The sequence below is a fragment of the Allobosea vaviloviae genome (assembly GCF_001298265.1).
In the GTDB taxonomy this organism is placed as follows: domain Bacteria; phylum Pseudomonadota; class Alphaproteobacteria; order Rhizobiales; family Beijerinckiaceae; genus Allobosea; species Allobosea vaviloviae_B.
The window spans coordinates 41,698-62,974 of record NZ_LGSZ01000009.1; the positions used below are offsets into that span (position 1 = coordinate 41,698).

Sequence of the window (21,277 nt, forward strand, 5' to 3'; positions counted from 1 at the left end):
TCAGGCCCCTCGAGGGCCTTTTTTATTGCCCAAATCTCCCACAGACCAAAAACAAGCCGCAGGAGGATGTGATGAGCGAGATGATGACCGGTGCAGAGATGGTCGTCCGCACGCTGCAGGACCAGGGGGTCGAGCATCTGTTCGGCTATCCCGGCGGCGCCGTGCTGCCGATCTACGATGCGTTGTTCCAGCAGGACAAGGTCAAGCATGTCCTCGTCCGCCATGAGCAGGGCGCTGTCCATGCGGCCGAGGGCTATGCCCGCTCGACCGCCGGGAAGGTCGGCTGCGTGCTCGTCACCTCCGGTCCAGGCGCGACCAACGCCGTCACCGGACTGACCGACGCGCTGCTGGATTCGATTCCGCTCGTCGTCATCACCGGACAGGTTCCGACGCATCTGATCGGCTCCGATGCCTTCCAGGAATGCGACACGGTGGGCATCACGCGCTCCTGCACCAAGCACAATTACCTGGTGAAGAGCATCAGTGACCTGCCGCGCATCCTGCACGAGGCCTTCTTCGTCGCCGCCAACGGCCGTCCGGGTCCCGTCGTCATCGACATCCCCAAGGACATCCAGTTCGCGACGGGCAGCTACAGCCGGCCGCGGGACAACCAGCACAAGACCTACCGCCCGACGGTGAAGGGCGACCTGAACAAGATCCGCGCGGCCGTCGAACTCATCGCGAACGCCAAGAAGCCGGTGTTCTACACCGGCGGCGGCGTCATCAATGCCGGACCGCATGCCTCGGCGCTCTTGCGCGAACTGGCGCGGCTGACCGGCTTCCCCGTGACCTCGACGCTGATGGGGCTCGGCGCCTTCCCGGCGGCCGACAAGCAGTGGCTCGGCATGCTCGGCATGCACGGCACTTACGAGGCCAACCTCGCGATGCATGACTGCGACGTCATGATCAATATCGGCGCGCGCTTCGACGACCGCATCACCGGCCGGCTCGACGGCTTCTCCCCGCGCTCGAAGAAGATCCATGTCGACATCGACCCGTCCTCGATCAACAAGACGGTCAAGGTCGATATCGGCATCATCGGCGACTGCGCCCATGTGCTCGAGGACATGGTCCGGATCTGGCGCGAGACCTCGCCCCAGATCGACAAGACCGCGCTGACCGCCTGGTGGACACAGATCGACGGCTGGCGGGCGCGCAAGAGCCTCGCCTACAAGCAGTCCGGTTCGATCATCAAGCCGCAATATGCGATCGAGCGGCTCTACGAGCTGACCAAGAACCGCGACACCTACATCACGACCGAGGTCGGCCAGCACCAGATGTGGGCGGCGCAGTACTACCGGTTCGAGGATCCCAACCGCTGGATGACGTCCGGGGGCCTGGGAACCATGGGCTATGGCCTGCCGGCCGCCATCGGCGTGCAGATGAAGCATCCCAAGGCCCTCGTCATCGACATCGCCGGCGAGGCCTCGATCCTGATGAACATGCAGGAGATGTCGACGGCCGTGCAGTATCGGCTGCCGGTCAAGATCTTCATCCTGAACAACGAGTACATGGGCATGGTGCGCCAGTGGCAGGAGCTGCTGCATGGCGGGCGCTATTCGGAGAGCTATTCGCAGTCGCTGCCGGACTTCGTGAAGCTGGCCGAAGCCTATGGCGGCCACGGCATCCGCTGCTCGGATCCTGACTCGCTCGATGACGCGATCATGGAGATGATCGAGACGCCCAAGCCCGTGATCTTCGATTGCCTCGTCGCCAAGCAGGAGAACTGCTTCCCGATGATCCCGTCGGGCAAGGCGCATAACGAGATGATCATGCCCGATTTCGAGGGCGACACGATGACGATCATCGACGCCAAGGGCAAAGCGCTGGTGTGACAAAGCACCGTCATGCTCGGGCTTGACCCGAGCGTCTCAGACCGGATGGCTTTGTTTCATCCGGGCGAGATTCTCGGGTCAAGCCCGAGAATGGCGAGGCTGGCGTGGCTGGGGAGGGACACCATGACGACCATCGGCCTGATCGGCGGGATGAGCTGGGAATCGACGGCGGTTTATTATCGCCTGCTCAACGAGGGCGTGCGGGCGCGGCAGGGCGGGCTGCGTTCAGCCGACGTCATTCTGCATTCGCTCGACTTCTCGCCCATTGCGGACATGCAGGCGAAAGGCGACTGGGAGGCCGCGGGCGATGTCCTGGCCGACAGTGCCATGCGCCTCGAGCGCGCCGGGGCCGGCTGCATCGTCTTGTGCACCAACACGATGCACAAGCTCGCCGACAGGATCACCTCGGCGACCAAGGTGCCGTTCCTGCATCTCGCCGACGTCACCGCCAAGGCGATCAAGCGCAGCGCCTCGCGGCGCCCCTTGCTGCTGGCGACGCGCTTCACGATGGAGCAGCGCTTCTATCTCGGCAGGCTTGCCGCCTTCGGCATCGAGGCCATGGTTCCCGATGAGGGCGAGCGGCAGGATGTCCACCGCATTATCTATGAGGAGCTCTGCCGCGGTCGGATCGAGCCCGCATCGAAGGCGCGCTATCTGTCGATCATCGCGGAGGCTGCCGCACGGGGCGCCGATGGCGTCATCCTCGGCTGTACCGAGATCGGCCTCCTGATCTCACAGGCGGATACGGCGCTTCCGGTTTTCGATACGACGACGCTGCATGTTGAGGCGGCGCTCGATTTTGCCCTCGCGGCGGAGAGCCAAGCGGCATGAAACTCGTCATCGCCAACAGGAACTACTCGTCCTGGTCGCTGCGGCCCTGGTTGCTGCTGCGCGAATTCGGGATTCCGTTCGAGGAGGCCGTGGTTCCCTTCGGCCCGACTTTCGACGATCCGGCCTGGAAGCGGGTCATCGCGGACTATTCGCCCGCCGGCAAGGTGCCGGTGCTGATCGACGGTGCGATCCAGATCTGGGAGTCGCTGGCGATCATGGAATATGTCGCCGAGGCGCGGGTGGACCTTGCGATCTGGCCGCGCGATCCCGCTGCGCGGGCGATGGCGCGCTCGGTTTCCAGCGAGATGCATGCCGGATTCTCGGCCCTGCGCGGCGCCTGCCCGATGAACCTCGCCTGGGTTCACCCCGAGCGCGACCGTGGCCCGAAGGTTGCCGCCGACGTCGCCCGGATTTCAGCGATCTGGCGCGAGGCGCGTGAGCGCTTCGGTGCGGGCGGGCCGTTCCTGTTTGGAGCCTTCAGCGCGGCCGATGCGATGTTTGCGCCGGTGGTGGCGCGGTGCGTAGGTTATTCGATCCCGCTCGACCCGGTCTGCGCCGATTACGTCGCCGCCGTCACGGCGACCAGGGGCTATCAGGCCTGGCGGGATGCTGCCCTCGCAGAGCCCTGGATCGTCTCCGAAGACGAGGTCGACGAGCCCATCCTCACCGATTTTCGCCCGCATCTCACCGCAAGCCGAGCCTCATCATGAACACCTCGACGCATTATCCCAACGCCCCCGTCGCCCAGCCTGTCGCCCGCCATACGCTGGCGGTGATCGTCGATAACGAGCCGGGTGTGCTGGCGCGCATTGCCGGGCTGTTCTCGGGGCGCGGCTACAACATCGAGAGCCTGACCGTCTCCGAGACCGAGCACGACAAGCACATCTCGCGCATCACGGTCGTGACCTCGGGCACCGCCCACATCATCGACCAGATCAAGGCGCATCTCGACCGGCTGGTCCCGGTGCATCGCGTCGTCGACCTGACGCTGCAGGGGGAGGCGCTGGAGCGCGAACTCGCGCTGGTGAAGGTCGTCGGCAAGGGCGAGCACCGCGTCGAGGCGATGCGGCTGGCTTCGGCCTTCGGCGCACGCACGCTCGACGCTTCGCTGACATCCTTCGTCTTCGAGCTGACCGGCTCCACCGAGGAGATCGAGCGCTTCATCAAGCTGATGACGGCGGTGGGGCTGACCGAGGTCTCGCGCACGGGTATCGCTGCGATGAGCCGCGGGCCGGACGCGATGTGATTGGCGGATATCCGCGCTGGGTGTTATGGATATCCGGCAAGGAGCGGAGCCATGAAGGTCCAGGTCGCGAAATGGGGCAATAGCACCGCGGTGCGGCTGCCGAAGGCTGTTGTGAAACAGCTCGGGCTCAAGCCTGGGATGACGGTCGATGTTTCGGTCGAGCATCAGACAATGACGCTCACGGCCCATCCATCGCAATCGGTCCGTGAGCTTAATGGCATGCCAAACCCGATTACGATCGAATGGATGGTGGCAGAGGCCAAACGGTTGGGCGGTCTCGCCAACGCTCCGAAGGATGATGTCGATTGGGGGCCGGACGTCGGTTCGGAGGTGATCTATGACGATTACAATCCGAGACCGAAAGGCACCTGAACCCGGGGACGTGTTCTGGGCGGACCTCGATCCTGTGCGTGGAACGGAGCAAGCCGGACGACGGCCGGTGGTCGTCCTGTCCGATGATCGCCTGCATGACGTGTCGCTGCGGTCTCTGGTGTGTCCGGTGGCCTCCAATCGACAGGCTTGGCCGACCAAAGTGCTAATACCGGACGATTGCGTCGTCAGCGGCGCGATCCTGATCGATCAGGCGCGGATGATCGACCGCGATGAGAGACTGTTACTCTTCATAGGACGGCTGCCCGACGAAGTGGTGTCGGTGGCTGTTGAAGCACTGACGATGTTTCTCGGCCGGCCCCGAGACGAAAACCCGCGACAGAGCTTTCCTCGATGAACCTCGAACACATCGCTCTCGGCCTCGGCATCGTCGGCTTGGGCTGCTTTGCCTGGCCGATCCTGCAGCGGATCAACGGCAAGGCGGGCCCGGATGAACCCGGCAGCGGCAAGAGCCTGCGTTCGCCTCTGTGGTGGGCGGGCTTCGTGCTGACGGCGGCGGCGATCTTCCTGCAGCGGATCGCGGCGCAGCAGGCGGCGGGGCTGTAGCCTGCGGCCGTGCCGGTTGCTTTGCGCCAGGTCTTCGGAACGAGACACAAGCCTCTTGCGAGGGGATGCGGCTTGCGCTAGAGAGCCGAACCGTAACGTACGGTACGGTCAATTTCCGGCTTCGAACCTTCATGGCGGCGACACCCGACACAGCGGATATGGAAGAGCCCACGGCCCGGCAACAGGCCGTGCTCGATGCCGTGCTGTCGCTGATGGTGGAGGAGGGCGACCAGCTCACCATGACCGCTGTGGCGCGCCGGGCGAGCTGCTCCAAGGAAACGCTCTACAAGTGGTTCGGCGATCGCGACGGACTTCTGGCCGCAACCGTTCGCTGGCAGGCGGCGCGGGTGCGGGCCGGGCGCTATGACCGTCCCACGCTCGATATCGGGACCTTGCGCGACAGCCTGAAAGGCTTCGCGGCGACCTGGCTCGCGGTGATTTCCAGCCCGACCTCGATCGCGCTCAACCGTCTGGCGATCGGCCACGCCGCGTCTCGCAAGAGCAATCTCGGCGGCATCGTGCTGGAGAACGGGCGCTTCGCCATCGGCGAGCGGCTGCGGCCCGTGCTCGAGGCCGGGCGCGAGGCGGGGCTGCTGGCTTTTGAGGATTCCGAGACCGCGTTTCGCAGCTTTTTCGGCCTCGTGGGGCGCGACGTCCAGATCCGCCTTCTGCTCGGCGACAGCCTCACGCTCGGTCCCGACGAGATCGCGCGCGACGCCGCCCGCGCCACTGACCAGTTCCTCACCCTTTACGGACGGGCAGATACGTCGACGAACGTTTTGTCCGCACCGGAAGCCTGAAGAAACCACCCCGATCCCAAAACCGAACCCAAGGAAGGACATCTCCCATGCGCGTCTATTACGATCGTGATGCCGACATCAACCTGATCAAGGGCAAGAAGGTCTGCATCGTCGGCTACGGCTCTCAGGGCCACGCCCACGCGCTCAACCTGCGCGATTCCGGCGTCAAGGACGTCGTCATCGCGCTGAAGGCCGGTTCGGCCACGCGCAAGAAGGCCGAAGAGGCAGGCTTTGCGGTGATGACCCCGACCGAGGCCGCCAAGGTCTCCGACATCATGATGATGCTGACCCCCGACGAGCTGCAGGGCGACATCTATCGCGACGAGCTGCACGCCAACATGAAGCAGGGCGCAGCGCTTCTGTTCGCGCACGGCCTCAACGTCCATTTCAACCTGATCGAGCCGCGCAAGGACCTCGACGTGCTGATGGTCGCCCCCAAGGGCCCCGGTCACACCGTCCGTTCCGAGTACCAGCGCGGCGGCGGCGTGCCGACCCTGATCGCGATCCACCAGGACGCCACCGGCAACGCCCATGACCTCGGCCTGTCCTACGCTTCGGCCAATGGCGGCGGCCGCGCCGGCATCATCGAGACCACCTTCAAGGAAGAGTGCGAGACCGACCTGTTCGGCGAGCAGGTCGTGCTCTGCGGCGGCCTCGTCGAGCTGATCAAGGCCGGCTACGAGACGCTGACCGAGGCCGGCTACGCCCCCGAGATGGCCTATTTCGAGTGCCTCCACGAGGTGAAGCTGATCGTCGACCTGATCTATGAGGGCGGCATCGCCAACATGAACTACTCGATCTCGAACACCGCCGAGTATGGCGAGTACGTCACCGGCCCGCGCATCATCACGCCTGAGACCAAGGCCGAGATGAAGCGCGTGCTGACCGACATCCAGTCGGGCAAGTTCACCCGCGACTGGATGCTGGAGAACAAGGTCAACCAGACCTCGTTCAAGGCGACCCGTGCCCGCTACGCCGCCCATCCGATCGAGGAGGTCGGCGCCAAGCTGCGCGACATGATGCCCTGGATCAAGGCCAAGGCGCTGGTCGACAAGACCAAGAACTGACCCAGACTCTGGTCACGATCGCCGGGCTTGCGCCCGGCCTTTGGGACCTGGGCCAAGGCGCTGGTCAACGACCTCGACGCCGAGTTGGAGCGGATCGCAAACTGATTCAACGGTTTGCTGCACCGATTCAGCAATGAGGCACAACGCCTTGCGAAGTCGCGATATTCTCGAAGGAAGCCAGAGGCGGGCGCAGTGATGCGCCCGCCTCCTTGCATTTGAGCGGTTGCCGCGACTGGGCCGCACCGGAACCGATGAGCCGACGGTGCGTTCTCAAGCGCGGGGCCAAGGATCAACGGGAGCAGCGGCATGGCAAGCGACGACAGGAAACGCAATCGCCTCGATAACACCCAGGCACTGCGCGTTCCAAGCGGACTGGCGGACCATGATCGCACGCGCGTGGCGCAGCATGAGGCGGACGAGGACTGGCCTCTGTTCAGCGCCCTGCTCGGCGGCCTCGCGCTCGCTGTTCTCGTCAACACGTTCATCGGCCTGATTCCGGGCTAGTCGGCTTTGTCGGCCGAGCCGGCGATCAGTGGAGGAATACACATGGGCATCGAGGCAGAAGAACGCGCCAAGACGCAGACTGAAGGCCCCGGCGGCAGCGAGAAGCAGCCGCTGATGCGCGCCGACGATCACAGCAATGCCGATCCCGCCGTCGAGACGCCGGTCGAAGCACGCCAAGGCTTCCTGGGCACGCCAGTGCTGATGGTTCTGGTTGGCGGACTCTCGCTTGCCGTCGTTGCTTGGATCGCGGTGGAGCTGTTCGCCTACTGAGGTCCGTCGCTGGGCCCTCGATGATCGATGCGCTGATACGTGTGGTTGCCAATCAGACATGGGAGGTTGCGATGCATATCCTCAAGCTGATCGAAGGCCCGGTTGCAGCCGGGATGGGGCTCGGGCTTTCGATGGCGCTCCTGTTGGCGGTGATCCTCGGCCTGGCCTGAGCTTCCTCGCCCCTGCTCGAGGAGACGATCGCCTAGCGGGGCAGGATGCCACCTTGGGTCGCCATCTCTGCGAGCCGTCCGGCGCCATACAGCAGTGCGAAGCCCCAGACTGTCGAGGCGATCCAGTTGGCGATCTGGAAAGGCCAGAACGGCATTTTGACGATGCCAGCGACGATCGCGATCACGGCGCGCAGCGGGCCGAAGAAGTGACCGATCAGGATGCTGGCGACGCCCCATTTCTCGAAAAAGGCGTGACCCCGCGCCAGCAGGTCAGGATTGTTGCGGAAGGGCCAGTGATGGTCCACGCGCGGACCGAGGATCAGCCCCGCCCAATACGACACCCAGAAGCCGCTGCCCGCGCCGACCGAGGCTGCCACCGCGAGCGGCACCAGATTCAGGCCCGATGCGCCCGCTGCGGCGCCGAAGGCGGTGAAGAACACCGTCGCCGGCACGATCCATGACAGGATCGCGACGCATTCGCACAACGCGATCAGGAAGACGATTGGAATCGCCCATTCCTGATTGGCCCGCATGAATTCGACCAAGGTCTGCATCCAGAGTTCGAGTTGGGCCATGCGTATCCTGGTCGCTCGAGCGGGACGTTGCGGGCTTATCGCCGCCCGCGACCGGCGATGCAACAGTGCTCCGGCTGGTGACCGGCAGCGCTGGCGACGCATCTCGGCCGATTGACGACTTTGCCTTGGCCGAGCGATCGCCTAATCTCGCCACCAACGACGAACGCGAAACTCGGCTGGCGCCACCAAGAGCGCCCGACGCCGACGGGGAAACGAATTTCATGGAGTTGCAACAGCCCCCGCATGGCAATGCGGGCTCGACGGATGTGCCGTCGCAGAAGCCTTCGCCTTCGCAACCTTCGGCCGTCGCTCTCGGCGGGCTCGACATCACCTTCCATCTCGATGGCGGCCAACGCTACAAGGCGGTCACGGGCATCGACCTTGCCGTTTCGGCCAGCGAGTTCGTCTCGGTCGTCGGACCGACGGGCTGCGGCAAGTCGACCCTGCTCAATGCGGCGGCGGGGCTTTTGACGCCGTCTGCAGGCACGGTCTCGATCTTCGGCAAGCCGCTCTCGGGCCTGAACCGGCGCGCAGGCTACCTCTTCCAGGCGGATGCGCTGATGCCGTGGAAGACGGCGCTGGACAACGTCAAAGTGGCGCTGGAGCCGATGGGCGTGTCCGATGCCGAGGCCGATCGGCGGGCGCGCGAATGGCTCGCCCGCGTGGGCTTGCGCGCCTTCGTCGACCGCTATCCGCACATGCTCTCGGGTGGGCAGCGCAAGCGCGTCGCGCTGGCGCAGATGCTGATCCGCGATCCCGAGATCCTGCTGATGGACGAGCCCTTCGGGCCGCTCGATGCGCAGACGCGGCAGATCATGGGCAATCTCCTGCTCGATCTCTGGTCGAAGGATCGCAAGGCGCTGATCTTCGTGACGCATGATCTGGAGGAGGCGATCGCGCTGTCCGACAGGGTTGTGGTGATGTCGGCGGGGCCGGCCGCGAGCATCGTCGCCGACTATCGCGTGCCGCTGCCGCGCCCGCGCGACATCGCCGAGATCAGGCTGGAAAAGGCCTTCCACGAGATTCACCGCGATATCTGGGCGTCGCTGCGGGTCGAGGTGCAGAAGGCTTATGCGATGGGCGAGGGCAAGGATCTGGTCGAGAACAAGGAACTGGTCGAGGGAGCAACGTCATGAACCGCGTGAAGCTGCTCGCGCTGCAGGCGCTGGTGATGGTCGTGTTCCTGGGTGTTTGGCATCTGATCACCACCACCAGCCTGTTCGGCGAGGTCAAGACGACGCAGTTCTTCTTCTCGACGCCGATCGCGGTCCTGTCGCGGACCTGGACGCAGCTCACCGGCGGGGAGATCTACTGGCATCTCGGCATCACCCTGACCGAGACGGTGCTGGCCTTCGTCATCGGCTCAGCGGCCGGCATCCTGTTCGGCTTCGTCTTCGCCCGCAACGACCTGCTGGCGGCCGTGTTCGACCCCTATATCAAGGCCTCGAACGCCCTGCCGCGCGTCGTGCTGGCGCCGATCTTCGCGCTCTGGTTCGGTTTGGGCATCTGGTCGAAGGTGGCGCTCGGCTTCACGCTGGTTTTCTTCATCGTCTTCTTCAACGTCTATCAGGGCGTGCGCGAGGTCTCGCCGACGGTGCTGGCCAATGCCCGCATGCTGGGAATGAACGAGCGCCAGCTCTTCCGGCATGTCTACTGGCCGTCCGCGCTGACCTGGATGTTCTCCTCCCTGCACACCTCGGTGGGCTTCGCGCTGGTCGGCGCCGTGGTCGGGGAATATCTCGGCTCGTCTGCCGGGCTCGGCTACAAGATCCACGAGGCCGAGAGCGTCTTCGACGTCACCGGCGTCTTCTCGGGCATGCTGATCCTGGCGATCTTCGTGATCATGATCGATTCATTGGTGACGATGGTCGAGAGGAAGCTGCTGGTCTGGCGGCCGGGGCAGAGTTCGACGACGACGACCTAACAGCGCTGCCGTCATGCTCGGGCTTGACCCGAGCATCTCCGCCCGGAGATTCTCAGGTCTGCGCTGCGCTCCGCCCGAGAATGACGCGGTTCTTGCCCGCCACCTCCCATCTCGCCTATCCTCAACCCCAATGCGCTCCTCAGAAGCGCAATTCATTCAACCGGAGGAATACCCATGATCTTCACACGCCGCGCGGCGCTGGCTGCGCTTGCCCTATCGACCGCACTGGGGTTCGCCCCGCAAGCCGCGCTCGCGCAGAACGCCGAGAAGCCCAAGCTGACGCTCGGCGTCGGCGGCAAGCAGCTCTTGTACTATCTTCCGCTGACGGTCGCGGAGAAGAAGGGTTTCTTCAAGGAGCAGGGGCTCGACGTCGAGATCAACGATTTCGGCGGCGGCGCGAAGTCGCTGCAGGCGCTGGTCGGTGGTTCCGTCGATGTCGTGACGGGCGCCTATGAGCACACCATCCGCATGCAGGCCAAGGGGCAGGATATTCGCGCCGTGGTCGAGCTCGGGCGCTTCCCGGGCATTACCATCGCCGTGCGTAAGGACCTCGCCGACAAGGTCAAGTCGGCGGCCGACTTCAAGGGGCTGAAGATCGGCGTCACCGCGCCGGGTTCCTCCACCGCGCTCACCGCGCAATACGCCATGGTCAAGGCCGGGCTGAAGGCGACCGATGCCGCGATCATCGGTGTCGGCGCAGGCGCGAGCGCGGTCGCGGCGATGAAGCAGAAGCAGGTCGACATCATCTCGCATCTCGACCCCGTGACCTCGAAGCTCGAGGCCGATGGCGACGTCGTCTCCCTCATCGACACCCGCACCGAGGCCGGCACCAAGGCGCTGTTCGGCGGCTCCAACCCGGCGGCCGTACTCTATCTCAAGGGCGATTTCGCCACCAAGAACCCGGTGACGACGCAGAAGCTCGCCAACGCCTTCGTCAAGGCGCTGAAATGGCTTGAGACCGCCAAGCCCGATGACGTCGCCGATCTGGTGCCGGCGGAATACCATCTCGGCGACAAGCCGCTCTATCTCCAGGCGGTGAAGAACTCGCTCGAGAGCTATTCGCGCACCGGCGTCTCCAGCCCCGAGGCGATGAAGAGCATGTATGACGCGCTCAAGCTGCTCGATCCGGAGCTGGCGTCGTCGAATGTCGATCTGAAGACGACCTTCATCGATACGTTTGCGAAGAAGGCTGCGGCGGGCAGCTGACCCCTCGACATGACCCGGCGCGCCGGTCACACTATCCTGACGCAAGGAGAGGTGGGATGACCGAGCGCGCCGAGACCGAGGCCTTGATCCAGGATGCTTATGCCGCGCGCTATCGCGGTGACCTCGATGCCGTGATGAGCTTCTTCCACGAGGATTGCAGCTACCGGATGTCAGGAGCGCCGGCTCCCGTGGAAACTGAGGCTGCAGTAATGTTCACGCAGCCAAGCGGGCGCGAAGCCATGCGCGCGCAGATGGAGCATTTCATCGCGACGTTCGCGTTCAGCAACCCGGAGGTTCTGTCGCTGATCGTCGATGGCGACAAGGCCGTACTGAACTGGCATGCCGATGTGGTTTTTGTCCCTAACGGGCGTCAGGAGCACTTCGAAATATTGGATATCTTTACGATCGTCGAAGGCAAGATCGCCGGCCTGGTCCAGTTTACCGATACGGCCGCCGTTGCGCGCTTGACGGCAGCCTGACGGGGCAGGTCGATTACGGCTGTGCATTGGCTCCGCGCGCCGCAACGGCTAGGTTCGCCGCACCTGAAGCTGGGGCGGCCTATCCTTCCATGAACATTCTCTCGATCCAGTCGCATGTCGCCTATGGGCATGTCGGCAATGACTCCGCCGTGTTTCCGATGCAGCGCCTCGGCGTCGAGGTCTGGCCGATCCATACCGTGCAGTTCTCGAATCATACCGGCTACGGCGCCTGGAAGGGCCGCGTCTTCGATGGCGGCATGATCGACGAGGTGATGGAGGGCATCAGTGAGCGCGGCGTGCTGCCCTCCTGCACCGGCGTGCTGTCCGGCTATATGGGCTCGGCGGATGTCGGCCATGGCATTCTCTCGGCTGTCGAGCGTGTCCGCGCCGCCAATCCCAAGGCGGTCTACTGCTGCGATCCCGTCATCGGCGATGTCGGGCGCGGCGTCTTCGTGAGGCCGGGAATCCCCGAGTTCATGCGCGAGCAGGCGGTGCCGGCCGCCGATATCGTCACGCCCAACCAGTTCGAGCTGGAATTGCTGACCGATATCGAGATCAGGACGATCGCCGACGCGCATCGCGCGGTCGAGACGCTGCGCGATGCCGGGCCGAAGGTCGTGCTCGTCACCTCGCTCGTCACCGACGAAACGCCCGACGACGCCATCGACATGATGGCGGCTGATGCCAAGGGCGCCTTCCGGGTGCGCACGCCAAAGCTCGACGTCAGCGTCAATGGCGCGGGCGATGCGATCGCGGCCCTGTTCTTTGTCCACTACCTGCGCGAGGAATCGGCGGCCGCGGCGCTGGCCAAGGCATCGGCCTCGATCTACGGCCTGCTGAAGCGCACCAAGGAGGCTGGCTCGCGCGAAATCCTGACGGTGGCGGCGCAGGACGAGTTCGTCACGCCGACGCACCAGTTCGTGCCCGAGAAGCTGTAGAGCGGAATGGGTCGCCTCATCCTCAGCCCTCATCCTGAGGAGCGCCGCAAGGCGCGTCTCGAAGGATGGTCGAGAAGGCTCCCGAACCCCTTGGAGCATCCTTCGAGACGCCGCTGCGCGGCTCCTCAGGATGAGGGCTATGGGCTGGATAAGCGCTCGGGTGAGGTAGCCGGCCTGCCATGAGGCTGCGCATCGGCACCTTCAACGTCGAGAACCTGCTGACCCGCCACCGCTTCTCCTCGGGCGAGCGCAGCGACACGGCGGCTGCCATGTCGCTGTTCCATCTCCCGCGCACCGACGAGCGGGATGCCGTCGAACGCTCGCTGGCGGTGGCGCTGGAGGACGACAAGCGCCAGATGACGGCGCTGGCCATCGCCGAGGCCCATGCCGATCTGTGGATGCTGCAGGAGGTGGATTCGCTGGCGAGCCTGCAGGCCTTCTTCGCCAATTACGTCCACCGCATCGCGGACCACCGCTACGGCCATTTCACGCTGATCGACGGCAATGACCGCCGCAACATCGATATCGGATTCGCCGCACGGCGCGATCTGGTCGCGCCGCAGCACGTCTCGGTGCTTTCCCACAAGGATCTCAGCTTTGCCGAGGCCGGCGCCCATGACCGGGACCTTGCAGCACTGGGCATCCCCGCCGCTGCCAAGGTCTTTGCGCGCGACTGCCTGCAGATCGAACTCGATTTCGGCGACCGCAGACTCACCCTGTTCGGATGCCACCTCAAATCGATGAACAACGGCCGCGAGGACGGCCGCCAAGCGACGCTGCCGCTGCGCCGGGCCGAGGCGCGGGCCGTCAAGCATCTCGTCAAGCGGCATTTCGGCGAGGGCTGGCGCGAGGCGAACTGGATCGTGCTGGGCGATCTCAACGCCTATCGCTTCGGCCTCGGTCCCTTGGCCGAGCGGGTCGACGAGGGCGAGAGCGGGATCGAGCCGCTGCTGGACGATTTCGCCGTCGATCCGATGGAAAGCCTGCCGCAGCACGAGCGCTGGACGCATTTCCGCCGGTACTGGTCCGAGGCCGGCCAGAGCATGGTCGAGAGGCACATGCCGCTCGACCATATCCTGCTCTCGCCTTCGCTGGCGGCCGCCAATCGCGCGCCGGCCATGCAGATGATCCGCAGGGGGCTGCCCTATCGCGTGCCACTCGATCCGCGCGAGCCGGACCGCTCGATGGCGCGGCTCGCGACCTGTGCGGACCGCTATCCGCGCGTCGGTTGGGACCGGCCGAAAGCCTCCGACCATTGCCCGCTCACCATCGATCTGGTGATACCGCAGGCGATCTGATGATACCCAAGGAATCACTGCCATGACCCGCCGCTTCGTCACGCTCGACGTCTTCACCACGACGCCTCATGCCGGCAATCCGCTGGCGGTCGTGCTGGATTCGGACGGGCTCGACACAGCCGCGATGCAGGCGATCGCGCGCGAGTTCAACCTGTCGGAGACGGTTTTCGTCTCGGCTGCGGCCGATCCAGCCCATCGCGCTGCGCTGCGCATCTTCACGCCCAGCCGCGAACTGCCCTTCGCCGGGCATCCGACGGTGGGCACCGCCGTCCTGCTGGCCTTGCGCGATGCCGCAGAGGGCAGGGGGCCCGAACTCATCGTGCTGGAGGAGCAGGTCGGACTCGTGCCTTGCGCTGTCTCTGCGACGGGCCCGCGCGTGGGTCACGCCGTCTTCACGCTGCCGCGCCTGCCAGTGCAACTGGAGCCGGCGGCGGCGCTGCCGCTGCTCGCAGGCGCGCTTGGTCTCGATCGGCGCGAGATCGGCTTCGACCGCCATGTGCCCAGCGTCGTCTCCGCCGGCGTCGGCTTCACCTTCGTTCCGGTGTCGAGCCTCGAGGCGCTTGCAGGCGTGCGTCTCGACACCACGCTCTGGGCGCAGGCGATCAGGCCGGCCGACCAGCCCAACGCCTTTGTCTATTGCAGGCGGACCCACCACGCCGGGCACGACTTTCATGCCCGCATGTTCGCGCCGGCCATGGGAGTCAGGGAGGATCCAGCGACAGGCGCGGCCGTTGCCGCCTTCGCCGGCGTGATCATGCGCTTCGAGCAGCTGGGCGACGGCGAGCACCGCTTCACGATCGAGCAGGGCTACGAGATGGGACGGCCCTCGCAGATCACGCTGGAGCTGGCGGTCGCCGACGGTGCGCTCGTGTCGGCCCGGATCGGTGGTTCGGCCGTCATGATCAGCGAAGGCGTGCTGCTGTGAACGCGGATGCGACGCTCGGGCCTGAGGCGATGAACGATTTCGCAGATGGCCATATCGTGCGGCTGCGGCAGATTGCGGCGCGGATCGAGCCCTATGACTGGGCCTTCGCACGCGAGAACGGGGATGCCATCGCCTCCCACTGGGCCAAGGTCAGCGACGGCAAGCCCGCCATGTTCAATGGGCGCATCCTGCTGCAACATCGCGCTGCCATCGAGGACGGCGTGTTCCGGGCGGCCTATTTCGAGACCGACTATGCCGCCTTCATGACCTGGCGCGATCACGGCTTGCCTGGGCCCAGGATCCGCAACGGCTTCGCGATGGGTGCGCTGCGCGCCGCCGATGGCGCCTTCCTGTGCGGACGCATGGCTAAGCACACCGCCAATGCCGGCATGGTCTATTTCGCCGCCGGCACGCCGGACCGCAGCGACGTCCGCGAGGACGGAACCGTCGATCTCGCCGGCAGCGTCGTGCGCGAACTCTGGGAGGAGACCGGGCTGACGCAGGCTGAGATCGTCGTCGGTGAGGGCTGGGACGCGGTGTTCACCGATGGCCGCATCGCCTTCATGAGGCCGGTCACGATTCCCTTGCCGGCGGACGAGGCGCGTGCGCTGATGCTGTCGCGGATCGCGGTCATGGACGAGCAGGAGCTCGACGACATCGTGATCCTGCGCAGCGCCGCCGATTGCGACCGCCACAGAATGGCACCCTTCATGAAGCCCTATCTCGCCCATATCTACGGGCAGGGTTGATCGCTCCCGCGATTGCCCTGCCGCCCGCCAGCCAGTCGAAAGCGATGTCATGACCGCGTCCAAGACCTTTGCGCCCGAAGCGCTGCCGCTTCCGTCCGAGAACCCTTTCGCCGCTGCCTGGACGACGCCGTTCGGCCTGCCGCCCTTCGCGGCGATCAAGCCCGAGCATATCCGCCCGGCTTTCGAGGCGGCGCTTGCCAAGCACAAGGACGAGATGGCGGCGACCGTGGCCGATCCGGCTGCCCCGGACTTCGCTAACACCATCGAGGCGCTGGAACGGGCGGGGCGGGCGCTGTCGCGCGTCGGCGGCGTGTTCTACAACCTGTCGGGGGCCGATACGAACGAGGCGCTCCAGGCGATCGAGCGCGAGCTTTCGCCGATCACCTCTCGCCACTGGTCGGCGATCATGATGGATCCGGCGCTGTTTACCCGGATCGATGCCGTGTTCGCCAAGCGCGAGACGCTCGGGCTCGATGCCGAGCAGAAGCGGCTTTTGGAGCGGACGCATCGCGGCTTCATCCGCTCGGGCGCGCAACTCGGGGCCGACGACAAGGCGCGGCTTGCCGCGATCAACGAGCGGCTGGCGGGCCTCGGCACGCAGTTCAGCCAGAACGTGCTCAAGGACGAATCCTCCTACGCGCTGATCATCGAGGACGAGGCGGGTCTCGCCGGGCTGCCGCCCTTCCTGCTCGCGGCGATGGCGCGCTCCGCTGCGGATCGCGGCCATCCCGGCAAGCATGCGGTGACGCTGTCGCGCTCGGTGATCGAGCCCTTCCTGACCTTCTCGACGCGCCGCGATTTGCGCGAGGAGGCCTTCACCGCCTGGGGCCTGCGCGGCGAGAACGGGGGCGAGAGCGACAACCGCGCCATCGTCGCCGAGATGGTGAAGCTGCGGGCCGAGAAGGCGAAACTGCTCGGCTTTGCCACCTTCGCGCATTTCAAGCTCGACGACACGATGGCCAAGACGCCGGAGAACGTCCGCGGCCTGCTCGAACTGGTCTGGAAGCCCGCCAAGGCTCGCGCCGCGCAGGAGGCCGCCGATCTCGCCGCGCTGGCGCAGGCCGAGGGCGAGAACGGCCCGATCCGCCCATCGGACTGGCGTTATTATGCCGAGAAGATGCGCCAGCAGACCTATGCGCTCGATGAGGCCGTGCTGAAGCCTTATCTCCAGCTCGACCGCATCATCGCGGCCGCCTTCGACGTTGCCGGCAAGCTGTTCGGGCTATCCTTCGCGGAGAGGCCCGACCTGAAGGGCTACCATGCGGATGTCCGGATCTTCGAGGTGACGGAGACTGCCAGCGGCCGGCATATCGGCCTGTTCATCGGCGATTATTTCGCGCGCGCCTCGAAGCGCTCCGGCGCCTGGATGAGCGCCTATCGCGGCCAGCGCAAGCTCGGCGGCGAGGTCCGGCCGATCATCGTCAATGTCTGCAATTTCGCCAAACCGGCGGAGGGGAAGCCTGCGCTGCTCTCGATCGACGATGCGCGCACGCTGTTCCACGAATTCGGCCATGCGCTGCACGGGCTGCTCTCGGACGTGACCTATGGTTCGCTGGCAGGCACCTCCGTTTCGCGCGATTTCGTCGAGCTGCCCTCGCAGCTCTACGAGCACTGGTTCCTGACCAAAGAGGTGATGCAGACCTATTGCCTGCATGCAGAGACGGGCGAGCCGATCCCCGATGCGCTGATCGAGACGATCAAACGCGCCCAGACCTTCAACCAGGGCTGCGCCACGGTCGAATACACCTCCTCCGCGCTGGTTGATCTCGCCTTCCATTCGCTGGAGGAGCCCGGCGAGATCGACGCGCTCGCCTTCGAGAAGGCGGAGCTTTCGCGGCTGGGCATGCCCGAGGGGATGGTGATGCGCCACCGCACGCCGCATTTCACCCATGTCTTCGCGGGCGACGGCTATTCGGCGGGCTATTACAGCTATCTCTGGTCGGAGGTGATGGATGCCGACGCCTTCAACGCCTTTCTCGAGGCGGGCGATGTCTTCGCTCCGGAACTGGCCGGCAAGCTGAAGCGCTTCATCTACTCCGCCGGCGACACGCGCGACGCGGCTGAGGCCTACGCGCTCTTCCGCGGGCGCCTGCCGACGCCGGATGCGCTGCTGGAAAAGCGTGGGCTGGCGGCGTAACGCCCAGGCGTCATGCTCGGGCTTGACCCGAGCATCTCACGACCAGAGGTCTCCGGCGCCTCATCCGGCCTGAGATTCTCGGGTCTGCGCTGCGCTTCGCCCGAGAATGACGCGCTGGTTACCCCGGATAGCCAAACTTCGCCTTCGTCGCGTGGATCTGTCCGATCGCGCCGCCGTCATTGCCCGATGCGCACGTGGTCCGGGCGCGGGCGATCTCCGAGGAGACGCGGCTGTGGACGCCCTTGGTGGTGTGGCCGCTGGCGAGATCATTGTCCATGACGGCCTGGAAGCGCTCGACTTCGCCGGAACAGCCGGTCCCGGTCGGCAGCCGGAAGGTGCTCGGGGTCACGCCGGGCACCGTATAGTCGGACGCCGGTGGTGGCGTGGGCGGCGTCGGTTGCGAGGTCTGGCAGCCGGCGAGGGCGAGCGTCAGCAGGGCGAGGGACGAGGCGATGGCGCGCATGGCGGGCTCCGGCGAAAGGCGCGACGACCTTGCCCGATTCCCGCCATCGGTCAATCGCGGCGCTCAGTCCTCCAGAGGGACGAAGGGCAGGGCGGCCGCGAAGAGCGCTGCGGCCAGCGCCGCCAGCCAGACGGCGCCCTGGCCGACGAGGTAATGCGCGATCGCGCCGTTGATGCAGCCGGTGAGCAGCCCGATCCAGAGCAGGAAATGACGGACCCAGCCGAGGCGCGGCCCGCCGGTCAGCGCCGCTGCGATGCGCTGGCCCATCTTGACCAGCGTGCCGGTCATGTAGGTGAGCGCGATGGTGACCTCGCCGTCGCGTTGGAATACGCCGTTCTCGGCGCCCATGGCGAAGGCGAGCAGCACCGCGCCGGCGAAGCTGAAGCCCAGCAGGTCGAGCGTCGCGGCGGCGACGAGCGAGAGCGCGACGACCGAAAGCACCGCCGATTTGCGCCTGCGGCCGGCGAAATGCCCGGCCAGCGAGCCGGTCACGACGCCGCAGACGAACAGGCCGAGCACGGTGCCGGCAACCGCGATGCCGCCGCCCTTGAGCCCCGCCAGCTCGATGCCGAGCCGCGTGGTGTTTCCACTCATGAAGGACACGAAGAAGCCGCCGAGGCTGATGAAGCCGATCGTGTCGATATAGCCCGCCAGTCCCGACAGGCAGAAGGCGAGTGCGATCGCCCAGCGGTTATAGAGCATCATCCGTGGCATCTCCGGCCGCGCGCCGGGGCCTGTGGCGGGCCTGTCCGCCATCCGCGCCCCCGCCGATTCGCGCTGGCGCCATCATAGCGCCGTCGTCGCGTGCCCCGTCACGAGCGATACGGCACGAGACATATGCTTGCGCAAGGCTCGCCTTTTCGGTTACATCATGACGAGCCTTCGAGGAACGCCCGTGGTTTCGACCGCCGCCCATGTCCGGATGACCGCCCGCGCCGTTGCGCGGACGCTCCGCATGCGCGCCTCCTCGACCCCGGCGCTTGGTCTGCTCCTTCTCCTTAGCCGCCCCTGAGGGCCGGCCGGGCATGCATGCCTGGGCGCTCAGGGGAGTGACGAGAACGACGACACACCGGACATAACGCGCCTGCATCCCAAGTGGCTAACTGCCAAGAGAGCGGCGCCAGCGCTTTCAGGAACACGACCATGACCGACACGATCCGGGCCAACGGCTCCGCGACTCCCGCTTCCACAAAAGACCGCGTGCTGATCTTCGACACGACTCTGCGCGACGGCGAGCAGTGTCCGGGCGCGACGATGACCTTCGAGGAGAAGCTCGAGATCGCCGAACTGCTGGATACGATGGGCGTCGACATCATCGAGGCCGGCTTCCCGATCGCCTCGGAAGGCGATTTCGAGGCGGTGTCCGAGATCGCGCGCCGCAGCAAGCGCTCGACCATTGCCGGGCTGGCGCGCGCGATCACCGCCGACATCGCCCGCGCCGGTGAGGCGGTGCGCCATGCCGGGCGGCCGCGCATCCACACTTTCGTCTCGACCTCGCCGATCCATCTGGAGCACCAGATGCGCAAGACGCAGGACGAGGTGCTGGAGATCATCACCCGCACTGTCGCGCAGGCGCGCAACCTGGTCGAGGACGTCGAGTGGTCGGCGATGGACGCCACCCGCACGCCGCTCGACTATCTGTGCCGGGCGACCGAGGCCGCGATCAGGGCCGGCGCGACGACGATCAACCTGCCCGACACGGTCGGCTATGCCACGCCCGACGAGTACCGGATGATGTTCGCCTCAGTCCGCGAGCGCGTGCCCAATGCCGACAAGGCGATCTTCTCGGCCCATTGCCACAATGATCTGGGTCTGGCGGTGGCCAACTCGCTGGCCGCGATCGAGGGCGGCGCCCGCCAGGTCGAGTGCACGCTGAACGGCATCGGCGAGCGCGCCGGCAATGCCGCGCTGGAGGAGGTGGTGATGGCGCTGCGGGTGCGCGGCGACGTCTTGCCCTACGACACCGGCATCGACGCGACCATGCTGATGCGTGCCTCCAAGACGGTGTCCAATGCCTGCTCCTTCCCGGTGCAGTACAACAAGGCGATCGTCGGCCGGAACGCCTTCGCGCATGAGAGCGGCATCCACCAGGACGGCATGCTGAAGAACCAGTCGACCTACGAGATCATGACGCCGGCCTCGGTCGGCGTGACCAAGACCTCGCTGGTGATGGGCAAGCATTCCGGCCGTGCCGCCTTCCGCTCCAAGCTGAAGGAGATGGGCTACGATCTCGGCGACAACCAGCTGGAAGACGCCTTCACCCGCTTCAAGGCGCTCGCCGACCGCAAGAAGCATGTCTATGACGAGGACATCGAGGCGCTGGTCGACGACAACATCGCCACCGCCCATGACCGGGTGAAGCTGGTGTCGCTGACGGTGATCGCCGGCACGCGCGGCCCGCAGCGCGCGACCATGAAGCTCGACGTCGAAGGCCGCATCGTTACCGAGGAGGTCGAGGGCAACGGGCCCATCGACGCGATCTTCAACGCGATCAAGACGATCGTGCCGCATGAGGCGTCGCTGGAGCTCTACGACGTCCATGCCGTCACGGAGGGGACCGATGCGCAGGCCGAGGTCACGGTGCGGCTGACGCATGAGGGCTTCTCGGTCACCGGCCGTGGCGCCGACCCCGACACGCTGGTCTCCTCGGCCAAGGCCTATTTGGTGGCGCTCAACAAGCTGATGGCCAAGGGCGTGCGCCTGCACGCCCAGGCTGCGGCGGAGTAGGGCTCCAGCCGTAGCGCCATCCCGGGCAAGCCGCGTCAGCGGCGCAGATCCGGGATCCATGCCTGAACCGTTCCGGCATGGATCCCGGGTCGTCTCTACGCTTCGCCCGGGATGACGGCGCGTTTCCGGCACATACACTCTGATTCCAGTGGATGACCCCGCGCCCGTCTGGCGCGGGCGCGCGACTTGCCTTCATC

General features: G+C 65.8%; 25 protein-coding genes. 22 read left to right on the plus strand and 3 right to left on the minus strand.

The features are described from left to right. Nucleotides 1–71 precede the first annotated feature (71 nt). The 12 genes from AE618_RS00660 (at nt 72) to AE618_RS27720 (ending at nt 7,659) form a co-directional block, all read left to right on the plus strand. Nucleotides 72–1,835 carry an acetolactate synthase 3 large subunit gene (locus AE618_RS00660; protein ID WP_054207276.1) on the plus strand — a complete coding sequence of 588 codons (1,764 nt, stop codon included), beginning with the start codon at nt 72–74 and terminating at the stop codon, nt 1,833–1,835. A gap of 123 nt (nt 1,836–1,958) precedes the next feature. Further along, a complete protein-coding gene (locus AE618_RS00665; RefSeq protein ID WP_054207133.1) occupies nt 1,959–2,666 on the plus strand; it encodes an aspartate/glutamate racemase family protein in 708 nt (235 codons plus the stop codon). Next, nucleotides 2,663–3,376 (plus strand): glutathione S-transferase family protein, encoded by a 714-nt coding sequence (locus AE618_RS00670; protein WP_054207134.1) that lies wholly within the window; start codon nt 2,663–2,665, stop codon nt 3,374–3,376. Before AE618_RS00665 ends, AE618_RS00670 begins: the two co-directional genes overlap by 4 nt. Next, nucleotides 3,373–3,912 (plus strand): acetolactate synthase small subunit, encoded by a 540-nt coding sequence (gene ilvN / locus AE618_RS00675; RefSeq protein ID WP_054207135.1) that lies wholly within the window; start codon nt 3,373–3,375, stop codon nt 3,910–3,912. Before AE618_RS00670 ends, ilvN begins: the two co-directional genes overlap by 4 nt. Nucleotides 3,913–3,963: 51 nt before the next feature. Continuing rightward, complete coding sequence (locus AE618_RS00680) at nt 3,964–4,284, plus strand: AbrB/MazE/SpoVT family DNA-binding domain-containing protein (RefSeq protein ID WP_054207136.1); 321 nt, start codon at nt 3,964–3,966, stop codon at nt 4,282–4,284. Beyond that, nucleotides 4,250–4,639, plus strand: coding sequence for a type II toxin-antitoxin system PemK/MazF family toxin (locus tag AE618_RS00685; RefSeq protein WP_082364888.1), 390 nt, complete (start codon nt 4,250–4,252; stop codon nt 4,637–4,639). Before AE618_RS00680 ends, AE618_RS00685 begins: the two co-directional genes overlap by 35 nt. Next, the gene (locus AE618_RS00690) at nt 4,636–4,848 is read left to right on the plus strand and encodes a hypothetical protein (RefSeq protein WP_054207137.1); all 213 of its coding nucleotides are present in this window, start codon (nt 4,636–4,638) and stop codon (nt 4,846–4,848) included. The genes AE618_RS00685 and AE618_RS00690 overlap by 4 nt, the downstream gene beginning before the upstream one ends. 131 nt (nt 4,849–4,979) lie before the next feature. Then, nucleotides 4,980–5,648, plus strand: coding sequence for a TetR/AcrR family transcriptional regulator (locus tag AE618_RS00695; protein WP_054207138.1), 669 nt, complete (start codon nt 4,980–4,982; stop codon nt 5,646–5,648). Between the two features lie 47 nt (nt 5,649–5,695). Continuing rightward, complete coding sequence (ilvC, locus tag AE618_RS00700) at nt 5,696–6,715, plus strand: ketol-acid reductoisomerase (protein WP_054207139.1); 1,020 nt, start codon at nt 5,696–5,698, stop codon at nt 6,713–6,715. A gap of 306 nt (nt 6,716–7,021) precedes the next feature. After that, nucleotides 7,022–7,219, plus strand: coding sequence for a hypothetical protein (locus AE618_RS00705; RefSeq protein WP_054207140.1), 198 nt, complete (start codon nt 7,022–7,024; stop codon nt 7,217–7,219). Nucleotides 7,220–7,261: 42 nt separating this feature from the next. After that, a complete protein-coding gene (locus AE618_RS00710) occupies nt 7,262–7,489 on the plus strand; it encodes a hypothetical protein (RefSeq protein WP_054207141.1) in 228 nt (75 codons plus the stop codon). Between the two features lie 20 nt (nt 7,490–7,509). Then, on the plus strand, nt 7,510–7,659 hold the full coding sequence (locus tag AE618_RS27720; RefSeq protein ID WP_156330030.1) for a hypothetical protein: 150 nt from the start codon (nt 7,510–7,512) through the stop codon (nt 7,657–7,659). A 32-nt stretch (nt 7,660–7,691) separates the two neighbouring features. Here the strand turns inward: AE618_RS27720 and AE618_RS00715 are convergent, their stop codons facing one another. Then, nucleotides 7,692–8,234 (minus strand): DedA family protein, encoded by a 543-nt coding sequence (locus AE618_RS00715; RefSeq protein ID WP_054207142.1) that lies wholly within the window; start codon nt 8,232–8,234, stop codon nt 7,692–7,694. Between the two features lie 221 nt (nt 8,235–8,455). On the opposite strand from AE618_RS00715, the gene AE618_RS00720 reads away from it, so the two are divergent. The 9 genes from AE618_RS00720 (at nt 8,456) to AE618_RS00760 (ending at nt 17,890) form a co-directional block, all read left to right on the plus strand. After that, on the plus strand, nt 8,456–9,370 hold the full coding sequence (locus tag AE618_RS00720) for an ABC transporter ATP-binding protein (RefSeq protein ID WP_082364889.1): 915 nt from the start codon (nt 8,456–8,458) through the stop codon (nt 9,368–9,370). Beyond that, the gene (locus AE618_RS00725; RefSeq protein ID WP_054207143.1) at nt 9,367–10,158 is read left to right on the plus strand and encodes an ABC transporter permease; all 792 of its coding nucleotides are present in this window, start codon (nt 9,367–9,369) and stop codon (nt 10,156–10,158) included. Before AE618_RS00720 ends, AE618_RS00725 begins: the two co-directional genes overlap by 4 nt. Before the next feature lie 174 nt (nt 10,159–10,332). Continuing rightward, nucleotides 10,333–11,364, plus strand: a complete 1,032-nt coding sequence (locus tag AE618_RS00730; RefSeq protein WP_054207144.1) for an ABC transporter substrate-binding protein — start codon at nt 10,333–10,335, stop codon at nt 11,362–11,364. 56 nt (nt 11,365–11,420) lie between these two features. After that, nucleotides 11,421–11,843: a nuclear transport factor 2 family protein gene (locus AE618_RS00735; protein ID WP_054207145.1), complete on the plus strand. Its 423-nt coding sequence runs from the start codon at nt 11,421–11,423 to the stop codon at nt 11,841–11,843. A gap of 89 nt (nt 11,844–11,932) precedes the next feature. Then, complete coding sequence (pdxY, locus tag AE618_RS00740; protein ID WP_054207146.1) at nt 11,933–12,781, plus strand: pyridoxal kinase PdxY; 849 nt, start codon at nt 11,933–11,935, stop codon at nt 12,779–12,781. A gap of 179 nt (nt 12,782–12,960) precedes the next feature. Next, nucleotides 12,961–14,079, plus strand: a complete 1,119-nt coding sequence (locus AE618_RS00745) for an endonuclease/exonuclease/phosphatase family protein (protein WP_054207147.1) — start codon at nt 12,961–12,963, stop codon at nt 14,077–14,079. A gap of 22 nt (nt 14,080–14,101) precedes the next feature. Further along, nucleotides 14,102–15,004, plus strand: coding sequence for a PhzF family phenazine biosynthesis protein (locus tag AE618_RS00750; RefSeq protein WP_054207148.1), 903 nt, complete (start codon nt 14,102–14,104; stop codon nt 15,002–15,004). Nucleotides 15,005–15,033: 29 nt separating this feature from the next. Continuing rightward, a complete protein-coding gene (locus tag AE618_RS00755) occupies nt 15,034–15,753 on the plus strand; it encodes an NUDIX hydrolase (RefSeq protein ID WP_156330031.1) in 720 nt (239 codons plus the stop codon). A gap of 49 nt (nt 15,754–15,802) precedes the next feature. After that, a complete protein-coding gene (locus AE618_RS00760; protein ID WP_054207150.1) occupies nt 15,803–17,890 on the plus strand; it encodes a M3 family metallopeptidase in 2,088 nt (695 codons plus the stop codon). Between the two features lie 118 nt (nt 17,891–18,008). Here AE618_RS00760 and AE618_RS00765 read toward each other — a convergent pair whose 3' ends face one another. Then, nucleotides 18,009–18,353, minus strand: coding sequence for a hypothetical protein (locus AE618_RS00765; protein ID WP_054207151.1), 345 nt, complete (start codon nt 18,351–18,353; stop codon nt 18,009–18,011). A 63-nt stretch (nt 18,354–18,416) separates the two neighbouring features. Next, a complete protein-coding gene (locus AE618_RS00770) occupies nt 18,417–19,058 on the minus strand; it encodes a YoaK family protein (protein WP_054207152.1) in 642 nt (213 codons plus the stop codon). Between the two features lie 438 nt (nt 19,059–19,496). On the opposite strand from AE618_RS00770, the gene AE618_RS00775 reads away from it, so the two are divergent. Beyond that, nucleotides 19,497–21,080: a 2-isopropylmalate synthase gene (locus AE618_RS00775; protein ID WP_054207153.1), complete on the plus strand. Its 1,584-nt coding sequence runs from the start codon at nt 19,497–19,499 to the stop codon at nt 21,078–21,080. The last annotated feature ends 197 nt before the right edge of the window (nt 21,081–21,277 follow it).